Annotated in this window: 20 protein-coding genes; 11 read left to right on the top strand and 9 right to left on the bottom strand. The window is 48.7% G+C overall.

The window, feature by feature from the left end; translation table 11 throughout:
• Nucleotides 1-56: 56 nt before the first annotated feature.
• Complete coding sequence (locus tag KNQ07_RS07590; protein WP_214765894.1) at nucleotides 57-1,259, bottom strand: ABC transporter permease; 1,203 nt, start codon at nucleotides 1,257-1,259, stop codon at nucleotides 57-59.
• Entirely contained in the window at nucleotides 1,249-2,142 is an 894-nt protein-coding gene (locus KNQ07_RS07585) for an ABC transporter ATP-binding protein (RefSeq protein ID WP_214765892.1), read from the bottom strand. The genes KNQ07_RS07590 and KNQ07_RS07585 overlap by 11 nt, the downstream gene beginning before the upstream one ends.
• A gap of 178 nt (nucleotides 2,143-2,320) precedes the next feature.
• Between KNQ07_RS07585 and KNQ07_RS07580 the strand changes: the two genes are divergently transcribed.
• Entirely contained in the window at nucleotides 2,321-3,259 is a 939-nt protein-coding gene (locus tag KNQ07_RS07580; RefSeq protein WP_214765890.1) for a VOC family protein, read from the top strand.
• A complete protein-coding gene (locus tag KNQ07_RS07575; protein ID WP_214765888.1) occupies nucleotides 3,256-3,855 on the top strand; it encodes an alpha/beta hydrolase in 600 nt (199 codons plus the stop codon). Before KNQ07_RS07580 ends, KNQ07_RS07575 begins: the two co-directional genes overlap by 4 nt.
• 61 nt (nucleotides 3,856-3,916) lie before the next feature.
• Here the strand turns inward: KNQ07_RS07575 and KNQ07_RS07570 are convergent, their stop codons facing one another.
• Nucleotides 3,917-4,384: a hypothetical protein gene (locus KNQ07_RS07570; RefSeq protein ID WP_214765886.1), complete on the bottom strand. Its 468-nt coding sequence runs from the start codon at nucleotides 4,382-4,384 to the stop codon at nucleotides 3,917-3,919.
• A gap of 360 nt (nucleotides 4,385-4,744) precedes the next feature.
• The gene (locus KNQ07_RS07565; protein WP_214765884.1) at nucleotides 4,745-5,485 is read right to left on the bottom strand and encodes an SGNH/GDSL hydrolase family protein; all 741 of its coding nucleotides are present in this window, start codon (nucleotides 5,483-5,485) and stop codon (nucleotides 4,745-4,747) included.
• 43 nt (nucleotides 5,486-5,528) lie between these two features.
• On the opposite strand from KNQ07_RS07565, the gene KNQ07_RS07560 reads away from it, so the two are divergent.
• Nucleotides 5,529-6,596 (top strand): acyltransferase family protein, encoded by a 1,068-nt coding sequence (locus tag KNQ07_RS07560; RefSeq protein WP_214765882.1) that lies wholly within the window; start codon nucleotides 5,529-5,531, stop codon nucleotides 6,594-6,596.
• Between the two features lie 51 nt (nucleotides 6,597-6,647).
• Nucleotides 6,648-6,980 carry an Asp23/Gls24 family envelope stress response protein gene (locus tag KNQ07_RS07555; protein ID WP_234944539.1) on the top strand — a complete coding sequence of 111 codons (333 nt, stop codon included), beginning with the start codon at nucleotides 6,648-6,650 and terminating at the stop codon, nucleotides 6,978-6,980.
• A 50-nt stretch (nucleotides 6,981-7,030) separates the two neighbouring features.
• Here the strand turns inward: KNQ07_RS07555 and KNQ07_RS07550 are convergent, their stop codons facing one another.
• On the bottom strand, nucleotides 7,031-7,789 hold the full coding sequence (locus KNQ07_RS07550; RefSeq protein WP_214765881.1) for an SLAP domain-containing protein: 759 nt from the start codon (nucleotides 7,787-7,789) through the stop codon (nucleotides 7,031-7,033).
• Complete coding sequence (secA, locus tag KNQ07_RS07545) at nucleotides 7,773-10,133, bottom strand: preprotein translocase subunit SecA (RefSeq protein WP_214765879.1); 2,361 nt, start codon at nucleotides 10,131-10,133, stop codon at nucleotides 7,773-7,775. The genes KNQ07_RS07550 and secA overlap by 17 nt, the downstream gene beginning before the upstream one ends.
• A 276-nt stretch (nucleotides 10,134-10,409) precedes the next feature.
• Here secA and pgmB point away from each other — a divergent pair, with 276 nt between their 5' ends.
• From pgmB to chrA, 5 genes are all read left to right on the top strand, one after another.
• On the top strand, nucleotides 10,410-11,072 hold the full coding sequence (gene pgmB, locus KNQ07_RS07540) for a beta-phosphoglucomutase (protein ID WP_012371344.1): 663 nt from the start codon (nucleotides 10,410-10,412) through the stop codon (nucleotides 11,070-11,072).
• Between the two features lie 716 nt (nucleotides 11,073-11,788).
• A complete protein-coding gene (locus tag KNQ07_RS07535) occupies nucleotides 11,789-12,190 on the top strand; it encodes a Rok-like winged helix domain-containing protein (RefSeq protein ID WP_012371342.1) in 402 nt (133 codons plus the stop codon).
• 57 nt (nucleotides 12,191-12,247) lie between these two features.
• Entirely contained in the window at nucleotides 12,248-13,291 is a 1,044-nt protein-coding gene (locus KNQ07_RS07530) for a glycosyltransferase family 4 protein (protein ID WP_214765877.1), read from the top strand.
• A gap of 55 nt (nucleotides 13,292-13,346) precedes the next feature.
• Entirely contained in the window at nucleotides 13,347-14,468 is a 1,122-nt protein-coding gene (locus tag KNQ07_RS07525; protein WP_214765875.1) for a DUF418 domain-containing protein, read from the top strand.
• A 54-nt stretch (nucleotides 14,469-14,522) separates the two neighbouring features.
• Nucleotides 14,523-15,680, top strand: coding sequence for a chromate efflux transporter (chrA, locus tag KNQ07_RS07520; RefSeq protein ID WP_214765873.1), 1,158 nt, complete (start codon nucleotides 14,523-14,525; stop codon nucleotides 15,678-15,680).
• Between the two features lie 81 nt (nucleotides 15,681-15,761).
• On the opposite strand, the gene KNQ07_RS07515 is transcribed toward chrA, so the two are convergent.
• The 3 genes from KNQ07_RS07515 to KNQ07_RS07505 all read right to left on the bottom strand — a co-directional run bounded on the left by KNQ07_RS07515 (nucleotide 15,762) and on the right by KNQ07_RS07505 (nucleotide 17,909).
• The gene (locus KNQ07_RS07515) at nucleotides 15,762-16,193 is read right to left on the bottom strand and encodes a GNAT family N-acetyltransferase (RefSeq protein ID WP_214765871.1); all 432 of its coding nucleotides are present in this window, start codon (nucleotides 16,191-16,193) and stop codon (nucleotides 15,762-15,764) included.
• Nucleotides 16,168-17,199 carry an LCP family protein gene (locus tag KNQ07_RS07510; RefSeq protein WP_214765869.1) on the bottom strand — a complete coding sequence of 344 codons (1,032 nt, stop codon included), beginning with the start codon at nucleotides 17,197-17,199 and terminating at the stop codon, nucleotides 16,168-16,170. Before KNQ07_RS07510 ends, KNQ07_RS07515 begins: the two co-directional genes overlap by 26 nt.
• Nucleotides 17,200-17,267: 68 nt before the next feature.
• Nucleotides 17,268-17,909: a YigZ family protein gene (locus KNQ07_RS07505; RefSeq protein WP_214765912.1), complete on the bottom strand. Its 642-nt coding sequence runs from the start codon at nucleotides 17,907-17,909 to the stop codon at nucleotides 17,268-17,270.
• 98 nt (nucleotides 17,910-18,007) lie between these two features.
• On the opposite strand from KNQ07_RS07505, the gene KNQ07_RS07500 reads away from it, so the two are divergent.
• A complete protein-coding gene (locus tag KNQ07_RS07500; protein WP_214765867.1) occupies nucleotides 18,008-19,180 on the top strand; it encodes a sensor histidine kinase in 1,173 nt (390 codons plus the stop codon).
• Nucleotides 19,177-19,872, top strand: coding sequence for a response regulator (locus KNQ07_RS07495; RefSeq protein WP_214765865.1), 696 nt, complete (start codon nucleotides 19,177-19,179; stop codon nucleotides 19,870-19,872). The genes KNQ07_RS07500 and KNQ07_RS07495 overlap by 4 nt, the downstream gene beginning before the upstream one ends.
• Nucleotides 19,873-19,926 lie beyond the last annotated feature (54 nt).

Below are 19,926 nucleotides of genomic sequence, written 5' to 3'. Positions count from 1 at the left end.
CTCCTCAAGGCTTTTTCTCACCTAACGATAGCGGAAACGGTTCGTCTTGTAAACTACTACTGGCGGCCGCCTAAAATACGGCGCAATTGCTTCAGCGGATTTGATCCGTAAAACAGGACGCCCCCGCGGTAGAATCGTGTTCCGACGAACAGGGCGAGTGCGATGCTGATCACCATCAGCATGAGTGATAACGCGACTTGCCAGACCGGGACTTCCGTCAGCATGACGCGTAGGAACATCAGCATCGGGGTAAAGAACGGCACGAATGACAGAATGACGACGGCCTGGTTCGTCGGTGCGTTCAAGCTGAAGATGGAGACTGTAAAGGCGGCGACGATCAACATGATGACCGGCAAGGTGACCTGTTGGGCATCTTCGACCCGGCTGACGAGCGAACCGAGTGCGGCGAGGAGCGTCGCATACAGCAGATAACCGAGCAGGAAAAAGACGAACAGGTAAACAATCGTCTTGACGCTCAGGGAATCAAGCGACAGCTGATCAAACAGGCTGCTGCTTTGGGCACTGTAATAGCCGACTCCGACGAGTAACGATAATTGAATCAGACTGACGGTGGCAATCGATGTGATCTTCGCCAGCATATGCTGAATCGGACTGGCAGCGGAAATCAACAACTCCATGACACGTGATGATTTCTCATTGGCGATTTCCGTCACGATCATGCCACCGTAGATCGCAATCGTAAAGTACATCAGGAACAGCAACACATAGACGAGAGCCGACGCGGCGAATAATTCGTCCTCACTCTTACCGCCGGTTGAGGTCAATTCCTGTTTCACGTCGATCGGAGCGGCAAGCGAAGCGAGCAATGCCGGATCGACGTCGGCGTCCGTAATGATCGTCTGGTCACGGACTTGTTTTAAAGCAGTCGACAGTTGTGTCTGCAACTCCTGTTCCGGACTGGCACTGATTAACGTCACCCGGTACGGATCGTCGGACAACAAGGCGACTGCGTCATACGTCCCTTTGTCGACGACTTGTCGTGCTTGCTTCAGGGAATAGTCTTTTTCGGTAATCTTTGTTTTGATGCCGACTTCTTTTAGAACCGGAACGATCGGAGCTTCAAGCGAGCTGACGACCGCGATTTTCGGATCGTCTCCCGAGAACCAGTCGATGATCCGCTCGATGTTGCTGAATCCGACAAGGAACACGACCATCAGGACGGTCGAAATCAGAAAACTTTTTGCCCGTAATTTTTGAAACAGACTGAAACGATACAATGTCAGGAATTTACGGTTCATAACGTTTTCCAACCTCCTCGATGAAGATGTCTTGCAGGGATAATTGATCCCATACGAATCGCTCGACATGGAATTCTTCTGTAATCAAATGACGGAGCAGCAAGTCGGCCGCCTCTTTTGACTCGACTTGTAAGCTGTGACCGGTTCCGTCCGATTCGACTTGAAGAATGCCCGGCAGTGCATCCCAAAGCAGGGCAGGCGCATCGGTCGTCAATAAAACACGTGTCTTGCCGTATCCTGCCTTGATCTCCGGAAGATACCCGGCGACAACCGGTTTCCCATGATCGAGAATGGCGACATGTTCACACAGTTCCTCGACATGATCCATCCGGTGGCTTGAGAAGACGATTGTCGTGCCTTCTGCCGTCAGTTTCCGGACCGCTTTTTTCAACTGTTCGACGTTGACGGGATCAAGTCCGCTGAACGGTTCGTCGAGGATCAATAAGTCGGGTTTATGTAGGACGGCAGAAATCAGTTGGATTTTTTGCTGATTTCCTTTTGATAATTGTTCGACCCGCATCTTTTCGTACTGCGGAATCTGGAAGTAGTTGAGCCATTCGAGTAAAGAGGCTTTGGCATCTTTTCGTTTCATGTCGCGGAGTTCAGCTAAAAAAATCAATTGTTCATCGACCCGGATTTTCGGATACAAGCCACGTTCCTCAGGAAGGTAACCGATTTTTGATAAAGGAATCGGTTGTCCTTTCCACGTGATCGACCCTTCTGTCGGTTGCAATAAACCGAGCAACATCCGAAACGTCGTTGTTTTTCCGGCTCCGTTCGCTCCAAGTAATCCGAAAATCTGTCCTTCCGGCACTTCGAATGATAAATCGTCGACCGCTGTGAACGACCCGAATCGTTTCGTGATGGCTTTAATTTCAAGCATGGAATCAGTCCTCCTTCATTCAGATAAAGTGCATGGTCCAGTTGAAGTATCTCTTATTCTTACGGGTAAATGGAAGAAAGGTTCCAAAAAAGAGATGTTTAAGCATAATGATTTACTTTTAGTAAATAAGTTACTATTATTGTGTTAAAGGAAATGAAAGAAGGGAGCGCGAACGAATATGAAAACGAAAGGCATTCATCACATTTCAGCAATCGTCGGTAATCCACAGGAAAATCTTGATTTTTACGGTACGACGCTTGGTCTGCGTTTCGTCAAGAAAACGGTCAACTTTGACGATCCTGGAACCTATCACTTTTATTTCGGCAATGAATCGGGTAAACCTGGAACGATCATCACTTTTTTCCCGTTTGAAGGCATGCAGCAGGGGAAAGTCGGAGCAGGTCAAGTCGGAACGACGGCATATGCGATTCCGACAGGCAGCTATGACTTTTGGAAAAACCGTTTAACGGAAAAGTTAGTGACGTTCGAAGAAGCAGAACGATTCGGAGAAAAGCAGCTTGTTTTCCAAGATCCGCACGGATTAAAGATTGAGTTGGTTGAACGAAGCAAAGGTCCGAACAGTCGCTTTGAAATCGACGGAATCTCGACGGATGTCGCGATCAAAGGATTTGCCGGTGCGACGTTGTTATCGCGTGATCCGGCTGATACAACACGTCTTTTAACGGAAGCATTCGGATTAACGATTGCGAAACGCTCCGAGACAATGGACCGCTATACAGCGGAAGGCGAGTTCGGCAATACCATCGATATTTTGCATACGAACGTACCGGTCGGCCGTCCGGGTGCCGGCACAGTCCACCATATTGCGTGGCGGGCCGACGACCAGACCCAACAACTGGACTGGATGAAACAAATCAATGCATTCGGATTGATGACGACGGAAGTGAAGGACCGTAATTACTTTACATCGATCTACTTCCACGACCGGGGGCGGATTCTGCATGAAATCGCAACGGACAATCCGGGATTTACGGTCGACGAAGCGTTTGAGCTGCTTGGAGAAGATTTGAAATTACCGGAACAGTTTGAAGCACACCGGGCGACGATCGAAGGACATGTCGCACCAATTACACTACCAAAGGGGAGACTTGTATGATTCATTTATTTGAACCGGCGAAACGACCGGGCGCACCGATTTTTCTTTTATTACACGGAACAGGCGGAACTGAACAGGATTTAGTCGGGCTCGTCCGACTCCTCGATCCGGAGGCCGGTTATCTGTCGGTCCGGGGCGAAGTGACAGAAAACGGGATGCCGCGGTTCTTTAAACGATTGGCGGAAGGTGTCTTTGATGAGGCAGACCTCGCTTTGCGGACAGCCCGTCTGATGGACTTCGTAAAAGAGACAAGCCATACGTCCGGCTTTTCCCTTCAAGACGTCATTCCGGTCGGTTATTCGAACGGTGCGAACATCGCGGCGAATATGATGTTCGAAGAACGGTTGTTTGAACAGGCGATCTTGTTGCATCCGATGGTACCGCGTCGCGGCGTGACGTTACCGGATTCGTCACAAGTTCGCGTCTTTATCGGAGCCGGAACCAATGATCCGATTTGCCCGGCTTCGGAGACGGAAGATTTAAAAGTGATTTTCGAACAGGCGGGAGCTACGGTCGATGTGACCTGGTCGAACCATGGTCATCAGCTCGTCATGCCGACGATTGAAGCAGCAGCAAGTTGGCTTGCCCAAAATTAATCATAGAAAAAGAGCATGGAATCCAGGAAGCGTGTCCTGATTTTCCATGCTCTTTTTCCATTCAAGCAGGATGGTCACTCTTAGGACGGGAATAGACGATGAGGATACCACGTTCGACAAGTTCGTTCGCAAGTGTCTCGATGGCTTCTGGTGAAGTTTTCGTTCGGGTAATGTGTCGATAGAGATGACGGAGTTCACGGCGCATCGGTTTACGGATCAACCACATGCTGTCGATGATGAGGCACCAAGTCACGACGGTTTCATGACCGATGTAAAACTGGGTTTGCCGATTGAGGTACCGGATCCACCATTCATCCCGGGCCATTTTTAACAGGACACCGGTAGTCAAGAGGACAGCCAACACAAGCGGAATGCTTTCGTAGATGGGGAGGCTCGCCAGTCGATCGCGAAGTCCGGTTACGAAACTGAGCATCGTCCATCCAATGAGACCGATGACGAACCAATAACTAAAGTTGACTATACTTCGTTGCTTCATCTGGAGTCGGGGTTTTAGGATTGGGGTTGACATCAGAATCACCTCCTCGTTAAAATATCGAATTTTCTGACAATTTATAGTTGTCCTTCTACTATAGTTACTTTTTCCCGAAACGTCCAGTCGTTAGACATAGAAAATGTGTTTCTTTCTTGACGAATTTCGTGTACGCTAAAAAAAGAAAGTGAACGGTTACATACAAGGGGGAGAAATGATGGATCAAGTCGTATGGATTGCAATCGGTATCGTCGCGATTGCTGTATTTTCAGCATCGAGCGTCGCCGCGTACATGGGTGTTAAAAACCAGGAAGACTGATGACACGGTGCCTGTCACCGCGTAGATGAACGTCGAAAAAAGGAGACTCCGTTTTTTACGGAGTCTCCTTTTTTCGACGTTCATTTGTTTTCCGTAATCTGAATCCGTTCCGCAAATGGTTTTAACGCATCACTCCATCGCAGGTAGCCGCCGCCGACCAGATGGAGTCCGTCGTACGTCATCCGGTTTTGAAGATAACCCTGTTGATTGGTCAACTCCGGACGTAAATCGACAAACGGAACACCGGCTGATTTGGCAAGCTGCTCGAGATTCCGGTTCAAGGCTTCGACGTCACGATTGACACGGACCGAATCGGAGTACTTGGGTGCGACGGGTAACGTGGACTGAATGACGACATCAATGTTATTTTTTCGCAGTGTCGTCACGATTGTCGTCATGTTTTCCGTGATCGTCGGAATCGGGGTGAAGTGCCGGATGTCGTTGATGCCGCCCATCAGGAAAACACGTTTCGGTTTCATCTCGACAATCAGGTCGAGGCGGGTCAGAAAGCCTTCCGTCGTATCACCGGGAATTCCGAAATTGACAATTGTCGGATCATTGAGCAGGATCCGCCAATCACCAAAATTCGTCATCGAGTCACCGAGCATGACAGAATTCGGTGATTTTGGGTATTGATAAGTATGGAAAAGACTATTCAAGCGGACGTAGTTCGGATTTTTCGTATATTGGAATGTCGTAATGGGCTGTGTGTTCGTCGCAGGAAAGGCCTGCTCGAATAACTCGATCGGTTTACGTCCGAGCAATAACGCGAGGAGGACGACGTTGGCGACGATCGAGAGAATGACTAGTGCTTTTTTCATAAAACAATCGTTCCTTTCGAGGGAGTATAAGGGGTAGTGTAACATGAATCGAAATCCGTGGTTTGATAATATCAAAGGATTCCTTGTCATTTTCGTAGTAATTGGTCACATGCTGACGGATTTACGGTTTGATTACGATGGAAAGTTACTCGAAACAGTGTACTTGGTCATTTATTCGTTTCACATGCCATTATTCATTATTTTAAGCGGCTATTTCTTCCGTGAAAACAAGTATTTACGTGTTATTCAACTGTTTGCCGTCTATTGTGTCTGGCAGATCTTGATTGGTTCATGGGCAACGTTTGGAGAAGGATTGCCGTTGTTGTCCGGACAAAATCTCGGGACACATCTGTTACGTCCCTACTGGGCACTCTGGTATTTATTCGTCATGGTCGTCTGGTATATCGTCACACCGTATGTCGTCCATTTACGCGGTTATGTCTGGTTCGGACTCGCCTTTGCTTTATTGTACGGCTTTGAACTCGAAAACACCGGATTTTTGGCTTTACGAAAATTGATCATGTTCTATCCTTACTTCCTGCTCGGGAACTACTTGTCGGAACACGAATTCATCCGGATTTTCGAAATGCCGAAAAGCTTTAAACGGCGGATGAACGTCCGGTTGATCGGCGGACTGGCTTTCGCAAGCGTCGTCGGCTTTCTTCTCTATGAAGCATGGCGCGATACACCGCAGGAAATCGTCGCCTTGGCAAATGCGTTCAAACATCGTTTCCCGTATGTCGAACAGTACGACAGTGATGCCTGGATCGGTGTGTTGAAACACAGTGTCATCTACTTCCTGTCGATTACGGCGTCGCTTGGCTTCATGATGCTCGTCCCGATGCGTCGTCTGCCGCTCGTCACGCGGGCAGGGGAACTCAGTTTATATGTCTACCTGTTGCACGTCTTCTTCGTCATGGCATGGCGGCAGTATGTAACGACAGCCTTCGTACCGCAAACCTGGCTCGCCCTGCTGATCGTCATCGGTGTCGCCTTGTTGATTGTCGGCGTCATCATTCATCCGTTGATTGTCCGTCTGATGCGTCCGTTAATCGAAATCGATATTCGTCCGATCGTCGAAGAACGACAAGACCTTTCAAAAAAAGGTTAAATGCTATACACTTTAAAGTAGAGCGATTAATAGATGAAGGGCGTGGAAAGTATGTCGTATAACTTAAACAATGCGGATGGTGTCGTCAACGTTTCTCAACAAGTGATTGAAGTGATTGCCGGGGTAGCGGTTCAGGAAACAGAAGGAATTGCTTTTACTCAGGACGATTCGAAGTTACAGGAAAAACAGATGGTCAAGCTCGTGAAGGTCGAAGACGAGGACGGTGCCATTACGGTCAGTCTTTCGGTTCATATCAAATACGGGATGTCGATTATCAAGACAGCAGGAAAAGTACAGGAACGGATTGCCCAAGACATGGAAAACATGTTGGCATTCCAGCCGAAAGCGGTCAATGTTCGTGTCATCGGTTTATTAAAAGGATAATCCAAAAGGGGCTTTTCGTCATTGACGAGAAGCCCCTTTTTTTGAAGGAATTATTCCGGCAGGTACCGTAAAGCCAAAGCATCACTCGGATGTGCCGTGTAGTCAAACAGCAGGCGGACCGCTTGTTCGCTTTGCGGAGACACGGTCACCGAGGCATGCCGGGTTACGGCGACCACCTGATCACCAAGCAACAACTCAAACGCAAGTGAGTCGAGTTCGAGCGTTTGTCCACTCGGATTGCGGACCAGTAAAATGGACTCGACGATCTGTTCCTGTTTGAAAATTGAGACCGGCAACAAGGACCAGCCGTCTGTCGGTGGAGCAGGATGAGAGAAAGCAATTTGACAAATCAGGCGTTGCTCCGAAGCAGTAAAGGAATCATCGATGACGAGATCCGTTAACTGTTCATTGGAGAAAACCAGTTCGAGCGGAGCATCAAGCGTCGACAACTCGACGAACTGCTCTTCCTCCGAAAACTCGAGCCAAAGCGGCAAAGTCGCTTTCGGAAGCAACACCGGTACCTCTTCAATCGTAAATGTCTTCCTTGCGACGAGCTGATCGCCTGACAGGACGAGGACAACCAGATCATTCAGCTGGAAAGAACGTTCAAGTGTATTTTGGAACAACGCAATCAGCTGCAACGGTTCCGTCTGCAATACTTGAAAGAGGTGGATAGCCAACTGATTCGGTCCGAGTTTCGGTAACTGATTGAGTGCGTACCGAAAAACATACTCGTCTTCTTTGACGATCGGCATATCCTCGGTAAAGTAAAGCGCGGGTTGAATGTCATCCTCAATCGACGGTTGCATGAAACAGTCCTCCTTGCAGAGTGGTTTCTTCCGGACGGCATAGTCCGGAAACGACTTGTTTTTCAAAACTGAAGATCGCATAACGGAAATAATCCATGCCTTCCCGTTCAAAAATCCGGACCGGCTGTTCTTGGCCGTAGCTGCGTAAATGAATCCCTTCCTTGAGGGAATTCATCGCCGTCAAATGACTTGTCCACTGTTCGTCGAGTGCCAGTAACATGAATCGTCGCGCCGTTTCTTCATCTTCGATAATCTGTAACGCCATTCGCTGGTCGACCGCAACAATGAGCGGTTCCAGTTGGTGTTTGATTGTTTCGATCGAGTCGGCCAGAGGCAGTTCGACCGGTTGATGCAACAATTGTTCCAGTTCCGTCGTCAATAATTCAATCGGCCATTCTTCCGGAACGAGGTCGTCCGTCAAATACTGATCGAGATAGGCGTGGACGGTCCGGGCGGCAAACGGCTGGACGAATTGGTCCAGTGTCGCCGAATCAACGATTTGATTGCGGAGACGATAGATGGCAAGACGTTGTTCACTGATGACTTCCTCGAGTTGGACGAGATCGTCACGGACGCTGCGGTTGACCGATTCGCAGGTTTCCTGCGCATAAGCCATCAGCTGCTGAGCTTCTTTTGCACTGATCGGACCGGTGACGGAACCGAGCTTCTTTTTGACGCGCTCTAACCGTTCACGGGCAAACCGTCGAGGCAGTTCATCTTCGAGCGACAGGTAGAAACGTGTCAGACCGGGATCTCCTTGACGTCCCGCCCGGCCACGCAACTGGTTATCGATCCGGACTGATTCGTGACGTTCCGTGCCGATGACGAACAGACCGCCTTGCGCTTTCGCCGCATCATCGAGCAGGATATCCGTTCCGCGTCCTGCCATGTTCGTCGCAATCGTCACCCGGCCGTGGCGGCCGGCGGACTCGATGATCCGAATTTCCTGGTCGACCGTTTTGGCGTTCAGAATCTCGTAAGGAATGTGCCGCTGATCGAGGACTTCTGCCACCTTTAAGGATTGTTCGATCGAAGTCGTTCCGATCAAGACCGGTTGCCCCGTCGAATGAGCTGTTTCGGTCGCTGCCGCAATCGCGCTGTATTTCTCAGGACTCGTCAAGAACAGGACATCCGCTTCATCGATTCGGATTTTCGGACGGTTCGGTGGAATCGATACCACATCCATCCGGTACGTCTTCAAAAATTCATCACGGGAAGTGGCGGCAGTCCCCGTCATTCCGCACACATGATGATAGAGACGGAAATAATGCTGGATCGTAATTTGCGCCGTCGTCCGATTTTCTTCGGTCACGCTGACGTGCTCCTTCGCTTCAAGCGCTTGATGGAGACCATCCGATAGACTGCGTCCTTCCATCAACCGGCCGGTGAATAAGTCGACGAGCGCAATCTTATCGTCCTTGACGATGTAATCGACGTCCCTTTGGAGAACGACATGAGCCCGCAGTGCCTGGATGACATAGTGGAACAGTACGGCATGTTCCGCTGCAAACAGCTGATCGATGCCGAAAGTCCGTTCGATTGTCTCGATGCCCTGATCCGTCAAGGCGACTGCCTTGATTTCTTCATCGAACGTATAATCGGCGTCTTCTGTAAAGTCTTTTACGACATGGCGGACCAACTGTTGTAAGCCTTCGTGAACGGTGTCCCGTTCCGCCATGATGAGGGGCGTTTTTGCTTCGTCGATCAAGACACTGTCGACTTCATCGATTAACGCGAAGCGGAGGGGGCGTTGCAGACGATCTTCCTGCCGCATGACCAAATGGTCCCGCAGATAGTCAAAGCCGAACTCTGTTCCGACTCCATATGTAATATCAGCGGCATAAGCCTGCTGTTTTTCTTCGAATGACAGTTCTGCTGAATTGATGCCGACCGTCAAACCTAAGAAACGATGGATCTGACCAATCTGTTCCGCATCACGCTGTGCGAGGTATTCGTTGACTGTGATGACATGGACCCCATGACCATGAAGGGCCTGGGTGAAACTCGCGAGTGACGCGACGAGTGTTTTTCCTTCACCTGTCGCCATTTCGGCGATATGTCCGGATAGAAGGGCGAGTCCGCCGATCAACTGGACATCGTAATGACGAAGACCGAGTGTCCGCTTGCTGGCTTCCCGGACAAGGGCAAAGGCCGTCACGGTGATCGCCTCGATTTTCTCACCGGCCTGGAGACGATTTTTTAAGGATGTTGTCAAAAGCTGCAGTTCTTCATCTGTCTTTTGTTCCATTTCTGCTTCTAGGCTGTTAATTAATAAAACGGTTTTTTCATAACGACGCATTCTGCGACTCTGTTCATCTATTAATTGTTTAACGCGCTGAAACATGATTGGTCACTCCTTCGGTTCGACTGTCAAACTCGCTTTTATTATAACAGTTAAAAATTGTAAAACGAATAGAAAAGAACGAAATAAGTAAAACATTCCCTTGAAATTGAGAACGGTTTCTTTTTAGAAAGGTAAACGATTTGGATTTGTTTTTTGATAACGCTTGCAAAGGGTAGGAGGAACAGGTAAAATAATTCTTGAGGCAAGTGCAATCGTTTGCGCAAATCATTCGATTTCTTGTCTTTCATGTACGATGGATGAAAGGATGGATGTCGGATGGCACCAACGATTGAAGCGGTCATTTTTGACTTGGACGGCGTAATTACCGATACAGCCGAGTATCATTATCTGGCTTGGAAACAACTGGGTGAGGAGTTGGACATTCCGTTCGACCGGGAGTTCAACGAAACACTGAAAGGCGTCAGTCGGACCGATTCACTGGAGCGGATTTTGATACTTGGCGGGAAGCAGGATGCTTTTACCGCTCAGGAAAAAGAAGCGCTCGCAACGAAAAAGAACGACCATTACGTCACGTTGATCCAACATATTTCAGAACAGGATCTTTTACCGGGAATCATTGCATTCCTGGATGAAATCCGTGCGACTGGGCTGAAAATCGGAATGGCGTCAGCTTCTAAAAATGCGTTGACTGTCGTTGAGGCACTTGGAGTCCGGCACTATTTTGATGACATCGTCGATGCGGCAACCGTCGCCCAGTCAAAACCACACCCTGAAGTGTTTTTACGGGCAGCAGAGGCGCTTGGCGTCGCACCTGAACGTTGCATCGGTGTAGAAGATGCAGCGGCAGGAATCACGGCCATTCACGCAGCGGGTATGTATGCTGTCGGAGTCGGTCCGGAAACGACGTTACATGAGGCAGACTATCGTGTCGATTCGACGGATTTGCTTTCCCTTGAGCAGATTCTAGCTAGTCGCTAATGAACATCCGCCATTCCCTGATGGCAGATGGTTTTATCTGATCAATCTCTTTTCATGTGAGTACAAAAGGACCGCTTCCCTGAGCGGTCCTTTTGTCGTATAAAAAACACTCGTTCCGACAAAAGGAATGAGCGTTTTTACAGTCATTAAACTTAACGTGTTGCTAAAATACTATTAGGAATTTCCTGTTTGAAATGAACAGAAGCCTTTTGTTGTATAGTATTAACTTTCCGTACTAAATGCACTAGCTTTTCTTCTAAGAAACTGAAGCGGACGAATATAAAATTATTGAATTTGTCGATTGTTAGATGTTTTTCGTAAATGATATGCCGTATGCAACCGATACTAATGAGGACGGAAAAGCGATGGTCACCAGAAGCAAAAGTACTAGCTTCATTGTGAGGATTTTAGTTAATTTGTCCATTAAATTTCCAGTCTCCTTTTAAGTAAAATGAATACGCAGAAAATCTTATATAGTCAATTAAGTATTTTTAAAATAGTTTAATTTATAATTTATCTGTTCCGTTCTATCTTCTTTCTGTTAATATGAAGTGTAGTCAAGTGACAACCAATGAGAGAAAAATATTACAGAATAATTAAATATATAATAAAATTATATATTAAAGAGGCAAATTGTAGCTTATTTTATTTCAAAAAACATACAATTGAAACATAATTGAAATATTTATGTTTGATTTAGGAAAGTAGGTTAACAAATGGGATCGAGTGAACATATCTACCGAGAACTGATGGAAATTGAAGAGGAATATCGCCGTCTGCAGCGGCGCGCTGAATATTTAATTGCAGAATTAAGTCGCGGAACAAGCGATTCGGCAAAAGAAGTCGCCGTGACACAGGAGCGTCCGCTCAAGCAACGCCGAGTCAACCAACGTTACCCACTGGAAGTTTATGTCCATCAAATCAGTGACTTGATGCGTGAACGCGAATCGATGTCAGCACGGGACATTCAAATGGAACTGGAACTTCGGTACCGTCACCAAATCAGCAACATCTATCAACTGATGGCGAAAGTGGAACAAGCAAATCCGGCAATTAAAAAAGTCGGACGCGGCATCTATACATATGATCCATCTGCAGAAGTCCCAATCTTCATGTGAGCCGCTCGTCGGCTCTTTTTTTTTATGATATAATTCGCGCAGGAGCGTGATGTTATTATGTTATGGACGGCGTCCATTGTCTGTTTTATCGCGGCCTTACTGATCACACCCGTCGTAAAACGCTTTGCGATTGCCGTCGGTGCCGTTGACAGTCCGGACGCGCGAAAGGTACACGTACGAATTATGCCGCGCTTGGGCGGACTTGCGATTTATATTGCATTTATGATTGGTTACTTTATTTTGCAACCTTCAAGCCCGTATGCGACACATATTCTGGTCGGAGGCTTTGTCGTGATTTTGACAGGCGCACTCGATGACCGTTTTCAATTAAATGCCCGCCTGAAACTGATGGGGCAGATCGTCGCGGCCGTAGTCGTCTTAAATGGCGGGATCCGGATCGAGTTCATCAATCTGCCGTTCGATCAACAGTTGTATCTTGGCTGGTGGAGTGTCCCGCTGACGTTTCTCTGGGTCATCGGCATCACGAATGCCGTCAATCTGATTGACGGATTGGACGGATTGGCGGCAGGGGTTTCGAGCATCGTCCTGCTGACGTTGATCAGCCTGGCCGTCATTCAGGGCAACGTCTACGTGACGATTGTCGCGATTCTTTTATTGATGAGTACGTTTGGTTTTCTGTTCCACAACTTTTATCCGGCGAAGATTTTCATGGGAGATACCGGTGCGTTATTCCTCGGGTACATGTTAGGTGTCTTGTCGTTGCTCGGTTTCAAGAACGTCACCTTGTTTTCACTTGCGGTACCGGTCATCCTGCTCGGTATCCCGATTTCCGATACGCTGTTTGCGATTGTGAGACGGGTATTACAGGGAAAACCGCCATTTGCACCGGATAAGGCTCATCTCCATCACCGGTTACTCGACCTTGGTTTTACGATGCGTCAGGCAGTGTTCGTCATTTACGGACTGTGTGCCGTCTTCGGGATGACAGCAGTCCTGTTTTCACAAACGACTTCGCTTGGAGCACTCGTTTCCTTGCTGATGTTACTACTCGTACTCGATATTTTAGTCGAATCGCTTGGATTACTGGGCGAGCGCTATCGACCGTTACTGAATTTGCTGGAACGAATGACATCAAAATGACCAATCAGCCGCTCAAAGAAATTTGGGCGGCTGATTTGGCGATAGGGGAGTCGAGATGAATCCGATTGAACGAACCGACCGAATTATCTATCTGGATGTATTGCGGGGATTCGCTTTATGCGGCATCCTCTTTGTTAATATGCCGAACTTTCTCGGCGAACGTTTCACGCGCGAAATGGGGAGCACCGATCAGCTGTTGCGTCTCCTGTTTGACCTGTTCATCCAAACAAAATTCTATACGTTGTTCAGCGTTTTATTCGGAGCCGGCTTCATTCTGTTCATCCACCGGTTACGGGTGAAGCGAAAATCACTGTGGATTTTCGTCCGCCGTTTACTCGCTTTATTTCTGTTCGGTCTCATCCATCTGCTGTTCTGGAGAGGAGATATCCTGCAGACCTATGCCCTGTGCGGTCTGATGCTGCTTGCGTTCGTTCAGACACGACCGTCGACGAAGCTGTGGGCCGCTCTCGCCTTACAGCTGTATGTCTTCTTTCGGTATCTGTCGATTTATCAATATGCCGAGTCCGTCGGCGACCGGTCGATTCCGGACCCGGATACGACGCTGCAATCGATCGTGGCGGCACATGACGTCACGGCATTCGTCATCTATCATGCGACCGTTCAATTGCCGCACGGCTTAACGAATTCTCTGGCAATCTGGCCGGAAATTCTTTCCCTGTTTTTAATCGGAGCCTACTTGATGGAACGATTCACGATCCGTCCGCCGGCGACCCGGACGATTCGTCTTGTGTTTGGTGCCAGTCTGTTGCTGTCGTTGCCGTTGCTCTATCCGATTGTTCAGATTCATCAAGGGCGTTTCCCGGACGGACTGGCCAATTACTTTTTCGTCTGGCTGTCGGGTCGTACGCTTACTGTCGCTTATGCGGCGGGAATTGCCTTACTCGTCCGATCAGGCCATCCGTTAAGGGGATTTCAAGTGTTGGGACGGATGGCGTTGACGAATTACCTCATGCAGACGGTCATCTTTACACTGGTGCTGTTCTTGACCGGACGGTACGGGACGATTCCGCTCTGGCAAGGTACGTTGCTCGTCATCGCGGTATTGGTTGTGCAAGTCATCTTCTCGAGCTGGTACTTGAAGCGGTATCGTCAAGGGCCGGTCGAGACTTTTTGGAGAACTGTCACATATGGACGGAAAAAATCACGAAACACCTGAATGGTCACAGAAAATTTACAAAGTTTTCGTATAATTCAGCGTGGAGGTGATCAGATGAACAGATGGATCGAAATTTTCATCGTCTCATTAAAACTTGGATTAACGTCATTTGGCGGACCTGTCGCCCATTTAGGGTATTTTTACGAGGAATATGTCAAACGAAGGAAGTGGATGGATGAGAAAGCATACGCCGATCTTGTCGCCCTTTGTCAATTTCTGCCCGGACCGGCTTCGAGTCAGGTCGGGATGGGAATTGGTCTTGTTCGGGGAGGCGTCGTCGGTGCGATCGTCTCATTCATCGGCTTTACGTTACCGTCGAGCATTTTGCTGATTCTGTTCGCAGTGCTCGCAACCGAATTCGATTTGACGGAAGCGGGCTTCATTCACGGTCTCAAGCTTGTTGCCGTCGCGATCGTTGCAGATGCCGTGCTCGGTATGGGGACAAAACTTGCCGTCGGTCCGAAACGGTTATTTTTGATGTTGCTGGCGTTGGCCGGTGTCTTGTTGCTCGCCCATCCGCTCGCGCAAGTCGGTGTCCTGCTGCTTGCAGCCGTGCTTGGATTATTTCTGTTTAAGGACGAACCGAAAAGTGGAGGAAGACTCGATATCCGTGTCCCGAAATGGCTCAGTATCAGTGCTTTGGTCCTGTTCATCGTCCTGCTTGTCGTAACATCGTTCCTTGCGGCGAATGCCGCGGGGAATCTTCAGCTGACGAGTATCATGTACAGTGCCGGTGCCCTCGTGTTTGGTGGTGGACATGTTGTCCTGCCGTTTTTACAGCAATCTCTGGTAGCGGACTTTTTGACAGGCGATAGTTTCCTGGCTGGTTATGCGGCAGCGCAAGCTGTTCCAGGGCCACTCTTTACGTTCGCGACGTATCTTGGGACGGTCGTGAACGGACTGATGGGCGGAATCCTGGCGACGCTCGCGATTTTCCTGCCCGGATTTTTACTTGTCCTCGGTGTCCTGCCGTTTTGGGACCGGGTCCGTAGCAACAAGTCGGTCGGCCGGATGCTGATTGGGGTCAATGCGGCAGTCGTCGGTATTCTGCTCGCTGCGTTATATGACCCGATCTTCACGTCGAGTGTCAAAACAGGAGTCGATTTTTTGATTGCTTTCGGACTGTTTTGTCTGCTGCGTTTCTACAAACAATCACCGCTCCGGATTGTGATCCTCGGTGCAGTGATGGGATCAATCATGGGCTGGTTCTGATTGATGTCAAACGTACGAGTATTTACAGCTAAAAGGGGGTGACGGATGTTGATATCCGTCACCCCCTTTTTCTATGATTTGTCACACATCAAGTACATCGTCACGTTCAAGTGTGACGAGGACGATTGCATCCCGTCTGACTTGATGAACAGGCTGGAATCCGAATTGGCGATACAAGGCGATAGCCGGTTCGTTTAATGCGGCCGTCGAAACGATACGAAGCGCTTGATGTTCCAAGGTATGCCGGATCAATTGCGTCGCGATGCCCTGACGAAAAGAATCCGGGGAGACGAGCAACCGGGTGATCGTTTCCCCTTCGACGGTCAAAGCGCCGACGAGCCGTTCGTCGAGACGCGTGATGTAACCGGCCGGTTGTTCTTCGTGAAGTGCTGCTTCCGATTGAAGAAGCGGCGGAAAGAAAGTGGCACCGATTAAATCAGCCTCGACACGGTACGCTTGTTGCTGGAGCCGGTGAAGTTCGGGATAATCAGTTGCTTTCAACGGTCGAATCATTGGAAACCTCCGGTGTAGTGGTCGAATCGTCGGCCGTCTCCGGCAAGTTCAACTGTTCCTTCAACGTCGTTTTCGCATCAGCGAGTGAACTTGGGTCAAGCTGATAATAGTAGGCACCGTTGATTTTTGTATCCGTTCCCTTTAAGTCAATCCGGTTGACGGTGTTCAAGGATTTGACGAACGGTTGTAGTTGGAACGCTTCCGTCAGGGACATGTTTGTCGTGAAATTATCACCGGTCGCATCCATCAACTTGTTCAGCTTTGTGATGGATCCAAAGGATGTCGATTGATCGATGATCGCTTGAACAACCTGTTGTTGGCGTTTCGTCCGTCCGATATCTCCTTCTGGATCTTCGTAACGCATCCGGGCATAGGCAAGAGCTTCCTCACCGTTTAAGCGTTGAAGACCGGGCTCGAGCTTGACGCCTCCTTTTTTATCGGAAGAGTTTAACGTATCGATTGGTAGTTTGACATCGACTTCAATGCCGCCGACAGCATCGACAATCGCAACGACACCATTGAAATTGATTGAACCGTAATAATCAATCGGGATATCAAGCAGCTTTTCGACGGTCTCAATCGTTGAATCAATGCCGCCGAACGCATAGGAATGATTGATTTTATCTTCGTACCCGACAGATGGGATCATGACGAGGGAATCACGAGGAATACTCAGTAAACTGACTTGTTTATCCGTTTTGTTGAATGTTGCGACAATCATCGTATCGGCACGTGAGGACGTATCACCCGGACGTTCATCCGTTCCGACGAGCAGGACGGAAAAATGATCTTTCGTTAAGTCGACGGCAGCAGCCCGTTTGTCTGATTTATCTCCACGTGACAGTTCGACCTCAGATTGTTTGGCGGTTTGAAACGTTTTGTTAGCGACATAGGCAAATGCAGCACCTCCAGCGATAAATACGACTAGAAAAATGGTGACGAACACTTTAAACCACGACCGCTTCGGTTTTGGTTTGGCAGAACGGGATCGTTTGGAATCATCCACGATTCATTACTCCTTACTTTACTGAATTATTAGAAAACTTTTAAATTCTTTACAATCAGTATAGCAGGTCAAGGTTGAATGTCACGTTCGACGTAGCGCGAATTGGTTTTCTCAAGCAGAGCCTGTCCGTTCGTCAAATTCGTCATCCACTCAAAAAAAGCAGGGACGGCGGTTTCTTCGACCCAGACATCGATTTTGACATGATCGAGATAATGAATCTGATCGATGATGTGTTCGGTTGCCCGTAACTCATTCTCCAGCTTTCCGAGCCATGTATAATCGACTGTGACTTCGACTAAATCGTGGGCAATCCGCTCCACGATGCCGACAGCGTTCAACCCTTCCGAGACACTCGAACCGTAAGCCCGGATCAAGCCGCCGCCGCCGAGCTTGATGCCGCCGAAGTAGCGGGTCACGACGACGACGGTATTGCGGAGATTCCGTTTTTTTAAGACTTCGAGCATCGGGACACCTGCCGTTCCGCTCGGTTCACCGTCATCGTTGGCTTTTTGAATCTCATTGTGTTCGCCGATGACGTAAGCGGAGCAATTATGATTGGCGTCCGAATGTTTTTTTTTGAGGCCGGCAATGAAGCGCTGTGCCTCTTCTTCCGAGGTGGCACGCGCCAAATATGTAATAAATCGTGACTTTTGGATAATGATTTCATGGAAACCGTTTTCTTTTACTGTATAATAATTAAATAATGTCATAATCAAAAATGTCCTCCTCGTTAACTAGTTCTTTCTAGCATAACGACGATTCGAGAGAGAGACAACCGTGGGGACTGGCAAGGAACGGAGGGAGTAGTATGACGAATGAGATGGGGGAGCGACTGTCCTTGAATGATATCGTACAGAACATCATTGGTGTCGTAGAAGAAAGCCGGGAAGAAATCGTCCGGATTACGGAAAGTTCGCGGGAACAGTATGCTGAAATCCAGCAGGAGTTACGGGAACTGAAGACACGCGTTCACGACTATATTAAAGAAGCTGAACGGCTAGAACGACATATTAAGGATTCGAAAGCGCGACTCGTCATCGTGAGCAAGAACTTCGACAACTACTCAGAACAAGACATCCGGACTGCTTATGAGACAGCCAACGCTCTCCAACTCGAATCGTTCATCAACCAACGCGATGAGATGAACTGCCGAAAGCGCCGGGACGAGCTGGAACGCCGTCTCGTTCAACTGGATGAAACGATTGAGCGTGCCGACATGCTGATCAGCCGGGTTTCGGTCGTACTGAATTTCCTGACGGACGACATGCAGGTCATGAATGAAAAGTACGAGAAAGCAATGCAAAAACAGGAGATGGGCTTAAAGGTCTTTCAATCGGCGGAGAATGAACGGCGCCGCCTGTCGAGGGATATGCATGACGGTCCGGCGCAGACGCTTGCACATGTGTTGATCCGCGCTGATTTAATTGAAAAGATTCACCAGCATAACGGTGCAGAAGCAGCCTTTGAAGAAATCCACCGTCTACGGAAATTGATCCGTGACGGACTCGCCGATATCCGCCGCATCATCTACGATTTACGTCCGATGACGCTTGACGATCTCGGATTCGTCCCGACACTGGAACGGTATTTACGGCATATGCAGGAAATTTCCAGCATTCCGATTCACTTTAATTATCTCGGAGGCGGGGAACGGATTGAATCGACCTATGAAGTCGCCGTCTTCCGAATTGTCCAGGAAGCGGTCCAAAATGCAGTTAAGCATTCCAAAGCAGGGGACATTCGTATTATCATAGAACAGTATCAACATTCGGTCCGGATCCACGTCAAGGATAACGGGATTGGATTTGACTTTGATTCGATTGTCGAATCGTGCGATGAGTCATTCGGACTGATCGGGATGCGGGAACGGATTGAATTGATAGACGGTGAGTTTGAAATTGAGACGCAGCCGGGTAAAGGGACAGTCATCAAGGTAAGGATTCCAGTTGAGGAATCCGGAGCGAGAGGAGAAACACTGTGAATAACGAGCAAGTAAAAGTAGTCATCATCGACGATCATCAGTTATTCCGGGAAGGCGTCAAACGGATTCTTGATTTTGAAGAAGAGTTCGTCGTCGTCGCGGAGGGCGAGAGTGGAGCAGACGTGATTCCACTCGTTGAAACACATCAGCCTGATATCGTCTTAATGGATATAAATATGCCGAAAGTCAATGGTGTCGAAGCGACAAAACGTTTGATGGAAGTTCATCCCGAAGTCCGGGTCATCATCCTGTCGATCCATGACGATGAAACCTATGTCATGCACGCGCTTGGCGCAGGTGCGGTCGGTTATCTCTTAAAAGAGATGGCGACGGATGAACTGGTCAATGCTATCCGGTCTGTGTACCGCGAAGGCGGATACGTTCACCCGAAAGTCACACCGAACTTGTTACAGGAATACCGTCGTCTGATGAAGATGAAGCAGACGATGTCTTCGCAACCGATTGAAAAACGTGTTGCCGAAGCACCGCTGCACGTGTTGACACGCCGGGAATGCGAAGTGTTGCAGCTACTTGCGGACGGTTTCTCGAACCGGGCAATCAGCGATACGTTGTTCATCAGTGAGAAGACCGTTAAAAACCACGTTTCCTCTATTTTACGTAAAATGAATGTGCCCGACCGGACCGGTGCTGTCGTCGAAGCGATTCGCCGCGGCTGGGTCGTCGTCGTTTAAGTACGGACGGAAGCCGATTCGGCTCCGTCTTTCTTTTTTTAAAACTTCAACCTG

The organism is Exiguobacterium sp. s145 (genome assembly GCF_018618835.1).
Classification (GTDB): Bacteria; Bacillota; Bacilli; order Exiguobacteriales; family Exiguobacteriaceae; genus Exiguobacterium_A; species Exiguobacterium_A artemiae.
This window is presented reverse-complemented; position numbering and strand designations above follow the sequence as displayed.

Coding starts and splice junctions, on each gene's coding strand:
- pgmB (WP_012371344.1), top strand. CDS start 10,410: ATGGCACCAACGATTGAAGCGGTCATTTTTGACTTGGACGGCGTAATT.
- KNQ07_RS07515 (WP_214765871.1), bottom strand. CDS start 16,193: ATGATTCGACCGTTGAAAGCAACTGATTATCCCGAACTTCACCGGCTC.
- KNQ07_RS07530 (WP_214765877.1), top strand. CDS start 12,248: ATGTTATGGACGGCGTCCATTGTCTGTTTTATCGCGGCCTTACTGATC.
- KNQ07_RS07570 (WP_214765886.1), bottom strand. CDS start 4,384: ATGTCAACCCCAATCCTAAAACCCCGACTCCAGATGAAGCAACGAAGT.
- KNQ07_RS07500 (WP_214765867.1), top strand. CDS start 18,008: ATGACGAATGAGATGGGGGAGCGACTGTCCTTGAATGATATCGTACAG.
- KNQ07_RS07565 (WP_214765884.1), bottom strand. CDS start 5,485: ATGAAAAAAGCACTAGTCATTCTCTCGATCGTCGCCAACGTCGTCCTC.
- KNQ07_RS07550 (WP_214765881.1), bottom strand. CDS start 7,789: ATGCAACCGTCGATTGAGGATGACATTCAACCCGCGCTTTACTTTACC.
- KNQ07_RS07575 (WP_214765888.1), top strand. CDS start 3,256: ATGATTCATTTATTTGAACCGGCGAAACGACCGGGCGCACCGATTTTT.
- KNQ07_RS07585 (WP_214765892.1), bottom strand. CDS start 2,142: ATGCTTGAAATTAAAGCCATCACGAAACGATTCGGGTCGTTCACAGCG.
- KNQ07_RS07590 (WP_214765894.1), bottom strand. CDS start 1,259: ATGAACCGTAAATTCCTGACATTGTATCGTTTCAGTCTGTTTCAAAAA.
- KNQ07_RS07580 (WP_214765890.1), top strand. CDS start 2,321: ATGAAAACGAAAGGCATTCATCACATTTCAGCAATCGTCGGTAATCCA.
- KNQ07_RS07525 (WP_214765875.1), top strand. CDS start 13,347: ATGAATCCGATTGAACGAACCGACCGAATTATCTATCTGGATGTATTG.
- KNQ07_RS07505 (WP_214765912.1), bottom strand. CDS start 17,909: ATGACATTATTTAATTATTATACAGTAAAAGAAAACGGTTTCCATGAA.
- chrA (WP_214765873.1), top strand. CDS start 14,523: ATGAACAGATGGATCGAAATTTTCATCGTCTCATTAAAACTTGGATTA.
- KNQ07_RS07535 (WP_012371342.1), top strand. CDS start 11,789: ATGGGATCGAGTGAACATATCTACCGAGAACTGATGGAAATTGAAGAG.
- secA (WP_214765879.1), bottom strand. CDS start 10,133: ATGTTTCAGCGCGTTAAACAATTAATAGATGAACAGAGTCGCAGAATG.
- KNQ07_RS07560 (WP_214765882.1), top strand. CDS start 5,529: ATGAATCGAAATCCGTGGTTTGATAATATCAAAGGATTCCTTGTCATT.
- KNQ07_RS07555 (WP_234944539.1), top strand. CDS start 6,648: ATGTCGTATAACTTAAACAATGCGGATGGTGTCGTCAACGTTTCTCAA.